Source organism: Methylobacterium sp. V23, from assembly GCF_002917135.1.
Classification (GTDB): domain Bacteria; phylum Pseudomonadota; class Alphaproteobacteria; order Rhizobiales; family Beijerinckiaceae; genus Methylobacterium.
This window is the reverse complement of sequence record NZ_PDHT01000020.1, coordinates 47,261-60,214: the sequence shown is the minus strand read 5'-3', so window position 1 is coordinate 60,214 and position 12,954 is coordinate 47,261. Positions and strand designations below refer to the sequence as shown.

The 12,954-nt window shown below is 70.0% G+C and carries 10 protein-coding genes; 4 read left to right on the top strand and 6 right to left on the bottom strand.

Annotated features, from left to right (window positions below; genetic code table 11):
• Nucleotides 1–50 precede the first annotated feature (50 nt).
• The 3 genes from CRT23_RS18440 to CRT23_RS18430 form a co-directional block, all read right to left on the bottom strand.
• On the bottom strand, nt 51–803 hold the full coding sequence (locus CRT23_RS18440) for an alpha/beta hydrolase (RefSeq protein ID WP_245436346.1): 753 nt from the start codon (nt 801–803) through the stop codon (nt 51–53).
• A gap of 98 nt (nt 804–901) precedes the next feature.
• Nucleotides 902–2,140 (bottom strand): MFS transporter, encoded by a 1,239-nt coding sequence (locus CRT23_RS18435; RefSeq protein ID WP_245436344.1) that lies wholly within the window; start codon nt 2,138–2,140, stop codon nt 902–904.
• A 14-nt stretch (nt 2,141–2,154) separates the two neighbouring features.
• Complete coding sequence (locus CRT23_RS18430; RefSeq protein WP_103710921.1) at nt 2,155–3,426, bottom strand: glycosyltransferase; 1,272 nt, start codon at nt 3,424–3,426, stop codon at nt 2,155–2,157.
• A gap of 806 nt (nt 3,427–4,232) precedes the next feature.
• Between CRT23_RS18430 and CRT23_RS18425 the strand changes: the two genes are divergently transcribed.
• Genes CRT23_RS18425 through CRT23_RS18415 form a run of 3 tightly spaced genes read left to right on the top strand, consistent with a single transcriptional unit; the run spans nt 4,233 to nt 8,538 of the window.
• Nucleotides 4,233–4,994 carry a response regulator gene (locus CRT23_RS18425; protein WP_055958593.1) on the top strand — a complete coding sequence of 254 codons (762 nt, stop codon included), beginning with the start codon at nt 4,233–4,235 and terminating at the stop codon, nt 4,992–4,994.
• A gap of 2 nt (nt 4,995–4,996) precedes the next feature.
• Nucleotides 4,997–6,052, top strand: coding sequence for a cytochrome c peroxidase (locus CRT23_RS18420; RefSeq protein ID WP_245436343.1), 1,056 nt, complete (start codon nt 4,997–4,999; stop codon nt 6,050–6,052).
• A complete protein-coding gene (locus CRT23_RS18415; RefSeq protein WP_103710919.1) occupies nt 6,049–8,538 on the top strand; it encodes a two-component system VirA-like sensor kinase in 2,490 nt (829 codons plus the stop codon). The genes CRT23_RS18420 and CRT23_RS18415 overlap by 4 nt, the downstream gene beginning before the upstream one ends.
• A 362-nt stretch (nt 8,539–8,900) precedes the next feature.
• Here the strand turns inward: CRT23_RS18415 and CRT23_RS18410 are convergent, their stop codons facing one another.
• The 3 genes from CRT23_RS18410 to CRT23_RS18400 form a co-directional block, all read right to left on the bottom strand.
• A complete protein-coding gene (locus tag CRT23_RS18410) occupies nt 8,901–10,025 on the bottom strand; it encodes an alpha/beta hydrolase (protein ID WP_245436341.1) in 1,125 nt (374 codons plus the stop codon).
• Between the two features lie 227 nt (nt 10,026–10,252).
• Nucleotides 10,253–10,498 (bottom strand): hypothetical protein, encoded by a 246-nt coding sequence (locus CRT23_RS18405; RefSeq protein WP_103710915.1) that lies wholly within the window; start codon nt 10,496–10,498, stop codon nt 10,253–10,255.
• A 465-nt stretch (nt 10,499–10,963) separates the two neighbouring features.
• Nucleotides 10,964–11,827, bottom strand: a complete 864-nt coding sequence (locus tag CRT23_RS18400; protein ID WP_103710913.1) for a helix-turn-helix transcriptional regulator — start codon at nt 11,825–11,827, stop codon at nt 10,964–10,966.
• A 98-nt stretch (nt 11,828–11,925) separates the two neighbouring features.
• Between CRT23_RS18400 and CRT23_RS18395 the strand changes: the two genes are divergently transcribed.
• A complete protein-coding gene (locus CRT23_RS18395; RefSeq protein ID WP_103710911.1) occupies nt 11,926–12,825 on the top strand; it encodes an SDR family oxidoreductase in 900 nt (299 codons plus the stop codon).
• Nucleotides 12,826–12,954 lie beyond the last annotated feature (129 nt).

The following is a 12,954-nucleotide window of genomic DNA, read 5'->3' as shown; positions in this document are numbered from 1 at the left end:
GACACAGGCATTGTCTGGCGTGATGCGGTCGGAATGGCGTACGGACCCTCTCAGCCGCGGGCCTTGAAGCCCACAGTCAGGAACCGCTCGATCATCGCGTTGACCTGATCGGCGACCTCGATGGTATTGAAATGCCCCGCGAGCAGCGTCTTCGCCGTCACCAGTTGCGGGCAGAGTTCACGCAGCCTGTCGAGGTTCCGTGCCTGCTCCACCAGGGGGACGTCTGCCGAGATGTAGACCATGGGGATCCGGCAGGCGCGTGCGGCCGGGACGGGGTCGTGGTGAAGCACCATGCTGCGCAGCGCCGCGTAAGCCACGTGCTGCGGCGTCCGCTCAGCCGGGCCGCGGATGAACGTGTCGAAGAGCGCCTGCCGCCGCGCCGGATGATCGTAGTCGCATCCGATTGCCCAGGCCATGTCGCGCACGACGGTCCGGTAGTTCGAGCCGCCCACGCCCGCCAGCAGGCCCTCGATTTCGGAGCTGCCCGCCGTGTCGGGCGATGGTAGCACGATCGTGTCGATCATCACGAGACCGGCGGCGAGTTCGGAATGGCGGCCGCACAACTCCAGGGCCACCGCGCCACCGAGGCTGTGACCGATGACGACAGGCTTCGACAAGCCCAGGGTTCGGCACTGCCACGCAATGTCGTCGGCAAAGCCCTCCATCGCGTAGTCTCCCTCGGGTGCATCGCTGGCACCGTGGCCGCGCAGGTTGACCGCCACGACGCGGCGTGTACCCGAGAAATGCGCGATCTGTGGCGTGAAGACGCCGTGATCGCCGGTCCAGCCGTTGATCAGGAGCAAGGGGGGAGCCTGGGGCGTGAGGGGTCCGGCCTCGATATGGGCGAGCCGGGTGCCGTCGCGGGTCAGGTGGACGGGCTGCCACGGGGGCGGGTCACAGATCATGCGGGTTCTCGGTGTGGCTGCGAGGGGGGGAGCGGGACGAGGACGGCCGGACGCGCAAGGCCGGCCAAGGCGGCGGTCGCCGCCAGGCAGCCGCCGAGCATCACGGTGGCCATCGACAGGGCGGAGCGCCCGTCGAAGAACCGGGCGACGAGATCGCTGGCGATGGCCGCTCCGACCATCTGCAGGCAGACCGCCACGGCGCCGGCGGTGCCGGCGGCCCCGGGGCTCGCCTCCGTCGCACCGTGCAGGGCGTTGGGCGAGACGAGGCCGAATGCGAAGCTCGTGCCCGCCATGGCAGCGATCACCGGCAACGCCGCGGGCGGGCAGGCCAGCGCATGGAGGAGGAGCATCGCCGCCAGGAGGGTCGCTCCGGCAAGACCGACGCCGATCACCCTGTGGGGACAGATGCCCCGGGCGGCGAGGCCGCCGTTCACGGCGGCGCCGGCCATCACCGACAGGGAACTCGCCCCGAAGATGAGCCCGTAGGCCGACGGGCTGAACCCGAGGGCGTCGAGGAAAACCAGCGGGGAGCCCGTGATGTAGGCGAAGACTGCGCCCGCCACCGCGGCGTTGCAGAGGGCGTGGCCGAGGAAGGCGCGGCACCCCAGGATCGTGCGATAGGGACGCAGAATTCCGACCGGCATCGGGCCGGCGGCGCGAGGCAGGGTTTCGGCGAAATGTGGGATCGCCGCCAGGACCGTCAGGGCCGCCACGAGCGGTGCGGCGTGGATCAGGCGCCAGCCGCCGAGGTCCATCAGATCGGCCCCCAGCGTCGGGGCCACCATGAGCACCACGTTGACGGTCAGGACGACGAAGGACATCCGGGCGCGCGCGACCTCGTCGGCGAACAGGTCTCGCACCATCCCGAAGACCGCCATACCGGGGCCGGCCGCGCCGATCCCCTGGAGGGCCCGGAACAGCAGGAAGTGCGGCAAGGTCCGCGCTGCGGCGCAGCCGATGCTGCCTCCGATCAGGAGAAGGCAGCCGCAGACAATCGCTGGCCGGCGGCCGACACGGTCCGAGACCGACCCGTAAACCGGGAGCGCGGCCCCAAGCCCGAGCAGGTAGACGGCCATGGCGGCCCCCATCGCGGCAGCCGGGACGTGCAGCGCGGCCGCCGTCTCGGACAGGCTCGGCAAGATCATGTCGATCCCGAAGGTCGGGAGTGCCGCGAGGAGCCCGAGCAGCGCCGAGAAGGCTCGCGAATCGGGGCGAATTCGGGGGCGTACCGGCACGGTGGCGGTTCCTTTCAACCCCAGAGCCGGCCTCCGTCCCGGGCTGCGCCGCCCCGCTGCGCGGCGACCATCGCGGTGATCTCCCGGACGAGCCCGCCCGCGTCGAGATCGGCCCGGACGGCGGCTCCGAGGCCCCCGGCGGCCGTGCGGAAGCCCGGTTCCGCCAGGAGCCGGTGGACCGCCGCCGCGATCTTGTCCGCGCTCGCCGTCGCGGGCAGGCGCAGGCCGGCGCCGCGCAGCGCGATCCGGGCGGCGTTGTCGGTTTGGTCGCGGGCGAGCGGGATCACCAGCAGCGGCACGCCGTGCAGCAATGCGCGGCTGACGGTCCCGTGACCGCCCTGGCAGACCACCAGGTCGGCCTCGGTCATGAGGGTGTCATGGGAGGCCGTCGCCACGACACGCATGGTGTCGGGGGCGTCCAGGTCCGTGGCTTCGACGTTCGGGCCGGTGGTCACGATGGTCTCGGCCTCGACCGTCCCGACGGCGCGCACGATCCGTCGGAGGAGGTCGGTCTGGTTCTGGGCACCGGTGCTCCCGGCCACGAGGATGCGCGGCCGGTCCGCCCCGGACCACAGGGTCCCGGCGCCCCGCGACCAGATCGGTTCGTCGAGCAGCGGGCCGATGTAGCGGTAATTGGCGGGGAGCACCGCCCCGTCGAAGTCGAAGGCTTGGCTGACCGCCAGGAGGACCCGCTCGGCCCGTTCGTAGTGGGCGAAGGCGGTCGTGACCGGCGCCAGCCCGAATGCGCGGCGTGCGTCGTTGAGCGCCGGTCGGCCGTGCTCCATTGCCAAAACAATCTTGTCGGTTGCTGCGTCGACCGCGGCCCGCTCCGCTTCCGTCCGCGGCGGCGCCAGGCCGCTGGCGGCGGGGGGCATGCCGGGCAGTGGGCGAATGCTGATATGCGGCGACAGGACGGCGTGCGGGATGCCGGCCACCTCGGCGGCCAGGGCGCAGCCGACGAGCAGGTCGATGCTGAGGACCGCGTCGGTCGGGAGGCGACGGATCTCGTCGAGGGTGTCCGCGGCGTAGGCGCCTGCCGGGGCGAACATGGCTTGGCGCAGCCAATCGGCCAGATCTGAGAAATCGACCGGATCGGCCTCCTGTCCGGTCGGGGCCCGGCGCCACCCGACGAACGGAAAGCCGGCCGCCGCGATCTCGGCCTGCATGGCTGGATCGGCCATGATGCGCGGACGGTGACCTGCCCGGTGCAGTTGCCGGGCTGCCGTGAGCACGGGGCTGAGATTGCCCGTGGTTCCCCACGAGATGCACAGGACGTCGAGCGACATGGTGGGTTTCCCAGTCTGGGCGCACGGGAGTGCGGTCTTCAGGTCGTGCTTGGGGGATTTGCCGACGGGCAGACGGTCGATCTAACCCGGGTGGATGATGGGGATGCAGCCGCCGAAGGCGACGCTGATCACCGACCTCTCGAGCCTTGCGTATACGAGACCGTTGCGTCCCGGTCGGCGTCCCGGACCTGGCAAGGGGACCGAACCGGCAGGCACCTGCCGCCTCGCGGCGGGCAATCCGACAGGGTCGGCGAACGACCCGCGACGCCCAGCGCTGGAAAGGTGAAAGCGTCTGAGGCGGAGCGTTCGTCGCCCGGCAATCGTGGAGACAGCCATATTAATCTGCCGCAGTTGGTATGATGACTATCGATTTTCTCAGTTACGGCGCGGTTTCGACCTGAGAAATTTTGTATTACAACGGTAATACATCTCTCTGAATTCCGTGCGGAAGCCATGCCTGACGCGAATGCTTGCTCGGAAACGGCCGCGTATTATGAAGGGCGCAATCCTTTAGGGGGCGTGATACCAAATCGGCGGTTCGAGGCCCGACGCCCGGACACGACCTGATCGGGATTCGGGGGCGGGCTGGCGACGGACACGGGGGCTGCCGGGATTGATCGCCTGGAGCGCAGTCCGACGAAGCGGCCGCGGGTTCGTCGGAGGATGCGCGCAAACACAACGACCTGGAGACGCCGGCCCGATGCAATCGGGCCGGATACGGCTCTAGCGCGACGGGTCTCCCGGTTTCCGAACCGGCCTGTCGAGATCGTGCCGGCGCGGCAGGCTGCCGCGAGAAGGAGTTGGTAATGATCGAACCCAGTCTGAGCCGGGGTCCGGCTCGAGGTGCGCGGGCCGGTACGACACGCATCCTGCTCATCGAGGACGATGCGGGCATCCAGCGCATCGTCTCCGATCACTTCGCCGACCACGATGTCGACGTCACCCCGGCGACGGACCGGAAGCAGGCGGAGAGGCGGCTCGCGGAGGGCGCGTTCGACCTCGTGGTGCTCGACCTGCGCCTGGGATCGGAGAACGGCCTCGACCTGCTGCGCGACCTGCGCGCCCGGAGCGACCTGCCGGTGATCATCACCACCGGCCACCGCCGGGACGAAATCGACCGGGTGATCGGCCTCGAACTTGGTGCGGACGACTACATCGTCAAACCCTACGGCCTGCGCGAGCTGCTGGCGCGGGTGCGGGTCATCCTGCGCCGGGCCGAGGTTGCGCCCGCCCCGACGCGGGTTCAGGACTCCCATCGCAGCCGCTTCGACGGCTGGGTGCTCGACCGCCGGCGCCGGCGCCTGACCAACCCCGACGGTGCGGACGTCGCCCTGAGCAAGGGCGAGTACGCGCTGCTGGCTGCCTTCCTCGATGCCCCCCAGCGTCCCCTGAGCCGCGAGCAGCTCCTGCAAGCCACGCGCGTCCACGAGGATGTGTTCGACCGCAGCATCGACGTGCAGATCCTGCGGTTGCGCCGCAAGCTGGAGGCGGATCCGAGCGCGCCGCGTCTGATCGTGACCGAGCGCGGCATCGGCTACGTCTTCGCCGTACCGGTCGAGAGGCTGTGATCGTGGCGCCGTCGCGCCGGGCCCGTTCCCCCGTGGCGGCGTTCGGCGCCGTCCTCATCGGCGGCGCCCTGGCCATCCTGCCGCTGGCCGCCGGGGAAGGGCCGCCCGGAGCCCCGCAACCGGCTGAGGCCGTGGAGGCCCGGGACGTCATCACCCCCGTCCCGAGCAGTCTCGGGGCGGATCCGGAGCGGGTCGCCCTCGGCCGGATGCTGTTCGCCGACAACCGGCTGTCGCGTGGGGGCGACCGGGCCTGCATCACCTGTCACGATCTCCGCAGCAACGGCGCGAGCGCGGCCGCCAGGAATGTGACCACTGACGGCACGCCGATGCCGCGCAATACGCCGACGGCCTTCAACGCGGCGCTGAGCTTCCGCTTAGGGTGGGCGGGCGACATCCCGACGCTGCGGGACCAAGCCGAGATCGCCCTGACCCGGCCGGAGTTCCTGGGCGGATCGTGGCCCCACATCCTCGCGGTGATCCAAGCCGACCCGGCCCTCGATGGTCCGTTCCGGGCGACCTATGGCCGGGACGTCGATCGAGCGGCGGTGATCGACGCGATCAACAGCTTCGAGCGCAGCCTGCTCACTCCCGACAGCCGCTTCGACCGGTGGCTGCACGGCGACGTCCATGCGATCACCGAGTCGGAGCGGGCAGGCTACGCCCTGTTCAAGGGCATCGGCTGCGCGGCCTGCCACCAGGGCGTCAACGTAGGCGGCAACCTGTTCGAGAAAGTCGGGATCTTCGTCACGATCCCCGACAAGGCCGCCGAGGTGCTCCGCGTGCCGAGCCTGCGCAACGTCGCGGTCACGGCGCCCTACTTCGATGACGGCGGCGTCGCCACGCTCCCCGAGGCGGTGCGGTTGATGGCCCGGGTGCAACTCGGCCGTGAGCTGACCGAAGCGCAAACCAGCGCGATCGTGGCGTTCCTCGGCACGCTCACGGGTTTCTACGAGGGGCGTCCCCTCACGGCTTCGCGGGCGCCCGACGCGCTGCCGCAGCCAGACGCCCGGCCGCAGCCAGATGCCCGGTCTCAGCCAGATGCCCGGCCTCAGCCATGAGGCTGACCCTGCAGGCCGCCGTCCTCGGGGTGCTGCTGGCCGCCCTGCTTACGTGGCTGATGATCAACGGCAAGGGCGAGATGGACGCCGCCTTTGCGCAGACCCGGCGCACGGTCGATGCCATCGCCCTCGCCGAATCCCGGATGCAGCACGACGTGCTCCGGGCGCGGACCGGGCTCCTGCGCAACTACGATCCGATCGTGGCCCACCTCCACGAAATGCAAGCGGCGCTGTCCGGGTTGCAGGCGGCGAGCGGACCGGACGATGGCGAGATGCGCTCGCTCGCCGAGGCGATCGCCCGGGAGGCGCAGATGGTCGAGCGCTTCAAGACCGGCAATGCCCTGGTGCAGAACTCGATCGCCTACTTCGACTCCCTCAGCGATCGGCTTTCGGAGCCGGACATCGATCCCAAACTCGCCCGCGCGGTCGCCGCCCTGCAGATCCGGGTCTCGGAACTCGCCCGCGAAGCGAGCCCCAAGCGCCTCGACGACATCCGCACGCGGCTCGATGTCCTGGCGGCGAGCGCACCTTCGGACCGCGATGCGGACATCTCCGCCATCGTCCTGCACGGGCGCCAGCTCTTGGACCTACTGCCGCAGGTCGACACCGTCGCCCGTTCCCTGCCGAACTCGTCGAGCGAGGCGGCGCGCCAAGCGCTCCTGGAGGCTCGCCGTACCCTTCGGGACCAGCGGCAGGCCCGCGCGGACGGATTCCGTCTCGCCCTCTATGCGGCCGCCTTATGCTTGGTGGCCTTGGTGGTGCGCGTAGGTTTGCTGATGCGAGCGGGGACCCTCGTCCTGCGCCGAACGATCGCCTTTCAATCGGTCGTCGCGCAGGCCGCCAACCATTTCTCGGCGAGCCAGCCCGACGAGATTGCATCGCGCATCGTCGATGTCATGGCGATGGTCAGCACGGGAGCCTGCACGGACCATTGCTACATCCTGATGCTCGACGGTTCCGACACGGTCCACTTGTGGAACCGAGCGGGGCTGCAGGCGCCCCGCGGCTGGCCGCTCGCGCAACGCGCTCTCGTGCCTGACATCATCGCTGCGTCCGAAGACTACATTTTCGTCGAGACCGCCGACGAAATCGGGCCCCCGGCGCTGGTTCGCCCCCTGGCGCAGCGCGGGGTCGCAACGTTCACCTGCGCGCGCCTGCGACGGGGCGGACACATCGTCGGTGTGCTGTGCTTCGAGCGCACCGTCAGTGTCCTGCCTCCCTGGATGCGGCACTCGCGCGGGCTCCTGCGCGTCGTGGCCGAAAGCTTCGGCGCGGCGCTGGAGCGCCAGCACGTCTGGGCCGAACGTCGCGAGATCGAGGCGGCCCTGCGGCGCGCGCAGCGACTCGAAGCGATCGGGATCTTCGCCAGCGGCGTGGCGCACAACATCAACAATGTCCTCAACGTCATGCTCGGTCATGCCGAGATCGCCGCGGATGCCCTGCCGGTCGATCCGGGACGGGCAACCGAGCATATCGGGCTGCTGGTCCAAGCGGGTGGTCGGGCCCATGAGATCGCGGGACAGATCCTGGATTACGGGCGGCGGGGCTGCTCATCGCAGAACACGAGTGCGGTCGACGCGATCGTGGCCGAGACGGTGGACGTGATCCGGACATCGACCGCCGACCCGACCGCGATCCGCCTGACCGGGACCACCGACGGCGCGATCGTCGACGGCGAACCGGCGCAGCTGCAGCAGGTGATCCACAATTTGATCCGCAACGCCATCCAGGCGTCCGAGCCGGGTGCCGCGGTCGACGTGCAGCTCGAACGGGTCCGATTACCAGGGCCGCGGGCCTTCTCGCACGGAGAGCTGCCATCCGGCACCTACGCCCGCATCCGCGTGTCCGACGCGGGCTGCGGGATGGACGAGGCCACGTGCGCACGGATCTTCGAGCCGTTCTTCACCACGCGTCCGGCCGGAACGGGGCTCGGTCTCGCCACGGCGTTCGAATTTGTCCAGGAACAGGCGGGCGCCTTCGACGTCCGGAGCGCGCCGGGCGTCGGCAGCGCGTTCGAGGTGTGGCTGGCCGCACGCCCGGCGTCGGAGCGCGGCGTCCCGGCCGCCGGCGGCACTGTGATGATCGTCGGAGCCGCGCGCGCCACGGTGCAGGAGGATGAGGAGACCCTCGCGGCCCTGGGTTACGAGCCGATCGGCTACACAGACCCGGACGCGGCGCTGACCGCACTGCGGATGGAGCCGAAGCGCTTCGACATCTTGATCGTCGAGAACCAGCCGTCGCGTTCGCTCGGTCTCGCCTTCGCGCGCCGCGCCGCCCGTATCGTCGATCGTCCGATCGTCCTCTCCCTGTCGGCCTCGGACACGGTACGACCGGAGGTTCTCTCGGCGATTCCGATCGTCGATGTCGCGCACCGACCCTGGCGTTCGAGCGCGCTCGCACTCACGCTGCGGCGACACCTGGGTTCGGAAGCGCGGAGCGCGCCGCCCCAGCGCACGGTCGCCGAGGATCGCGTAGTCGCGGAGTAGCACGTCATCCCGGAGCCCCGACACGGGCGGGCAAGCCTGCTTCACCCCGCCATGCCGCCGCTGGCGCCGGACGGCGTGGGTGCGCTCGGTCATCTTGGCGGCCCTGCGCCGCAACGCCTGATCCGCCTCCCGCCGCGGCGCCGCGGCGCCGCGGCGCCGCGCGCAGGCGGTGCTCGTACCGCCCATGCTCGGCCCCGACGTGGTCGTTTCGGCTGGCCCGGAGGCGAGGCGCGGCGTGCTGGCCACGCGCCCGGGTCTCTCCCGGCGCGTTCGGGCCGCTCTCACCGTCCGCGGGACCCGTCCACGCGGCAACGGCCCGGACGCACGCACCCGCTCGGCGACCGCGCGCTGGTCCGCTGCGGTCAACCGCCGTGCATTTGCAGCCACCCGACGATCCCGCCCACCACCGCCGGCTCGATGCCGTCGTAACCATGAGGCGAGAGCGAATCGCAGTCCCGGGCCGAGCTCCGCAGGTCGCCGCTGACCGCAAGGATGCGGACACTCGGCGCGTGCGGCAGGGCGGCGGCGATGCGTGGAGCCATCTCGGGCGGGGTCACATCGCAGGCGTCCTTGCGGTTGGCCACGACGAGCACCGGAACGCGCACGCTCTGCGGATCCGCGTCGAAGACCGTTTCGGTGCTCCGTCGTCCCGGTAACGACACGGCCTCGGTCAACACCAGGCCCGCAAGGAGACCCGGCCCGGCTTGGGCGGCGCCGTTCACCGCCGCGATCGTCCCCTGGCTTGTGCCGACGAGGAAGACGGGCGAAGGCGCTTGCTCCCGGGCGAAGGCGGCCAGACCGGCCACCAGACGGCCGTAGGCTGGAGCGCTTCGCATGCCTCGCAGGTTCGCCCGATCGATCGTGTCCGGGATCAGGACGGCGTAGCCCCTCGCCACCCAGTCGGCCCTCGTGCGGACAAGGAAATTCTCCTGGTGTCGCAGGTCGCCCTCGCGCCCGACGCCGATGTCGCCGGAGCCCCCCGGCAACATCACCAGCGTTGCCCGGGGGTGAGGCGGTGCCTCGTAGAGGACGCGCTGGTTTCGACCGTCGCCGAGCGGCAGATCCACCACCCGCTCTCCCGCCACAAGGGTTTGCCGCGCCGATCCGGTCTGAGCGATGGCCGGCGTGCCGAGCAGGCTCACGGCGACGAGCGAGCGGGTGAATGTGTTCAGCATCGCAACGCGCCCCGAAGAGACCGACCGGACTGTCTCGCACGCTTCATGAAGACGGCGCGTGCCTCCTTGCACGTTGTGCGCAAAGCCATCGGTTTCTTCGGGAGCGGCCGGTCGCGAGCGGTCCGGCAACATCGGCTCGCGGTCGCAGGCGTACACGCGTTCGAGACCCGAAAGCCGACCTTCGGTCGAGACCGGGTCATAGGACGTGCGGGTCGGATACCGATGCGACTTGCCAGAGCGATGCTGGGTCGCCAGCCGCTCACTGCCAGGCCGGCGACGATACGATGCCACGGGTCGTCTGATGTTGCCCATCCCTCACATCGGCCTGGGCGACATCACGCATCTCCGCTCGAGCGGCGCCCGTCTCCCGCGGCACGGCGGTCACGTCTTCTCGCGTCGCGGCTATCGGCCGAGCATGGCCACGGGTCCGCGTTGAGGTGTGTTCGGCGCAGATGTCGCCGGGCGTCTTCCTGCCAAGGCCATCGGACTGACGTTCACGGCGACTGCCACGGACGTCCGTCCGACGCCTTCGGTGTGCCTCAGCCCTTTTTCTTATAGGCTTGGATGGCGTTCTGGCAGCCGGGGGAAAGCTTCGACATGTTCTTCTGGAAGCATGCCTGAGTCTCGGGACCGTCCTCGGGCGGCAGTCCCGCACAGAAGGTCGTGAAATCGCCGGCGCACTGCTGCTGCAGGGCGGCCTTGTCCTCGTCGGACATCGGTGCGGCCAGGGCGGCGCCGGCCGCCGTGGCGGCCAGAATGAAGGTCAACCCGAAACGTATCAGCATGTCCTGCTCCCACGACCCCCAAGTGCTTCGGGTCGGGAGCGAAAACGTCGGTACCGTCCGAACCGTTGCACCCGTCACCCAGATTGCGGAGGGGTAACGGGCAGACGCGTGCGGGTACCGAATCCCAATTGAACGGCTGCTTCTCTCATCCTCTCGCGCGGAAACGGACGGGAGAAAACCACCCGACCCGGTCGTCCATCGCTGCTTTCTCAGGGTCGAGGAGCGGACGTTCCCGGGTTCCTCGGATCGCGCGCGGGTCCGAAAACGTCGGCCGCCGCATGCCTCGGCCGTCCGAAAATCGACCCCTGGAAATCTGCCGATCCCCGGCGGCGGTGAGACCGATGGGGTCCGGTCCGATGATCTTGCCTGCCGTGACGTTTGCCGCATGCGGAGCTAAAGCGGTCCGGTCAATTCCGTCGAGATGCCGACGATCGACGTCACGCCTTCCGGGACGTCCCTGCGCCTTCAAGCCGAGTCCGTGCGGGGCCTCTCGGCCTCGGCCCGATCGCGGGACCCCCGGAGGAGCGCGCCGATTCCCTCTCGAACGCGTGGCGTGACAGGGTTGTAGACGATCATGCCGAGATCCGGCCGGCCGTCCACGGAGAAGGCCGAGAACTCTAGCTCGATGGAGCCCAGGATCGGGTGCCGGAGCCGCTTGACCCCGTCCGTGTGCGCCCGGACGTCGTTCTCCCGCCACAGGGCTGCGAACTCCGGGCTGGTGCGACTGAGTTCCTCCGCCAATGCGTTCACCTCGGATGCGGCGCCTGCCCGCACCGCATCCGCCCGGAACGCCCCGACGACGTAGCGCGCCACGCTCTGCCAATCATGCTGCGCCGCTCGCACGCGCGGGTCGCCGAACATGCGGCGCAGGATGTTGCGCTCGCCGGGAGGGACCGTGTCCCAGTCGGTCAGCACCACGGCGGCGGCCCGGTTCCAGGCGACCACGTCCCAGGTCGCGGTCTTGATCAGCGCCGGGCTGACCTCAAGCGTGTCGAGCAACCGCTGGAGGCGCGGGGTGATCCCCTCCTTCGGCGTGTAGCGGACCTCGGGAGGACGCCCGAGGGCGAGCATGAACACGTGCTCGCGCTCCGGTTCGGTCAGCATCAATCCGACCGCGATGCGGTTCAGGACGTCAGCCGAGGGCGCTCCGCCACGTCCCTGCTCCAGCCACGTGTACCAGGTGGCGCTGATGTTCGAGCGCTGGGCGACCTCCTCCCGGCGCAGGCCGGGCGTGCGCCGGCGGCCCGAGAACCCCAGCGCGGCAGGATCGAGCCTGGTCCGCCGATCCCGCAGGTATGCTCCGAGCGTGGTTTCCGAGCTGGCAAGCATGGCGATCCTGTTAGCCGGTATACCGGGATACGGTCACTACTTTAACGGGATCGGCGCCGAGCGGATAGTTGGCGTCCGAACCCAACGGACCGCATCCCATGCTCATCTTCCTCACCGGCGCCACCGGCTTCATCGGCTCGGCCATCGTCCCCGAACTCCTCTCCGCGGGCCATCGGGTCCTCGGGATGACGCGGTCGGAGGCCGGAGCACGGGCCCTTGCCGAAGCGGGGGCCGAACCGTTCCTCGGTACCCTGGAGGACGTCGACAGTCTCCGTCGCGGCGCTGCCAGGGCGGACGGGGTCATCCACACCGCCTTCGACCACGACTTCTCCGACTTCGTCGCCAACTGCCAGAAGGACCGGCGCGCCATCGCGGCCCTGGGCTCGGCGCTCAAGGGGTCCGACCGCCCCCTCCTGATCACCTCCGGGGTCGGCATCGGTTGCTCAGCGCCAGGGCAACCGGCGACCGAGGACGTTTTCAACGCCGCGTATGCGAACCCCCGCGTGGCCTCGGAACTCGCGGGGGCGGCGCTCCTGGACGAGGGTGTGAACGTCTCGGTGGTGCGCCTCCCGCAGGTCCACGACACGGTCAAGCAGGGGCTCGTCACCTACCTGATCGATCTCGCGCGCGCCAAAGGCGTATCGGCCTATGTCGGGGACGGGGCGAACCGCTGGGCGGCAGGTCCCGTCCTCGACGTGGCGCGCCTCTATCGCCTCGCCGTGGAAAAGGCGGATGCGGGGGCTCGCTACCACGCCGTCGCCGAGGAGGGGGTCCGTGCCCGCGACATCGCGGAGGTCATCGGCCGCGGCCTGAAGGTGCCCGTGACGGCCCTGTCGCCGGAAGAGGCGGCCGGACATTTCGGGTGGCTCGGCATGTTCGCCGGCCTCGACATGTCGGCGTCCAAGGCCCGGACGCAGGCGCGGCTCGGCTGGCATCCGACCGGGCCGGGATTGCTGGCCGACCTTGAGCGGATGGACTATTCCCGCCCCCCGTCCTGAGACGACGGACGCAGCGCGTGACCGGCCGCGTCGGCGCCGTTCCCGATGGGAAGCGCGATGTCGCAGATCCACCCGCCCCGGACGTAGAGCGGATGGACGCGTCTTCTCCGACCTTTGTCGGTCACGTGC

Bases quoted from the DNA above. Each gene is read 5' to 3' on its own strand.
- CRT23_RS18430 (WP_103710921.1), bottom strand. From the start codon at position 3,426: ATGTCGCTCGACGTCCTGTGCATCTCGTGGGGAACCACGGGCAATCTC.
- CRT23_RS18425 (WP_055958593.1), top strand. From the start codon at position 4,233: ATGATCGAACCCAGTCTGAGCCGGGGTCCGGCTCGAGGTGCGCGGGCC.
- CRT23_RS18415 (WP_103710919.1), top strand. From the start codon at position 6,049: ATGAGGCTGACCCTGCAGGCCGCCGTCCTCGGGGTGCTGCTGGCCGCC.
- CRT23_RS18400 (WP_103710913.1), bottom strand. From the start codon at position 11,827: ATGCTTGCCAGCTCGGAAACCACGCTCGGAGCATACCTGCGGGATCGG.
- CRT23_RS18410 (WP_245436341.1), bottom strand. From the start codon at position 10,025: ATGGGCAACATCAGACGACCCGTGGCATCGTATCGTCGCCGGCCTGGC.
- CRT23_RS18395 (WP_103710911.1), top strand. From the start codon at position 11,926: ATGCTCATCTTCCTCACCGGCGCCACCGGCTTCATCGGCTCGGCCATC.
- CRT23_RS18405 (WP_103710915.1), bottom strand. From the start codon at position 10,498: ATGCTGATACGTTTCGGGTTGACCTTCATTCTGGCCGCCACGGCGGCC.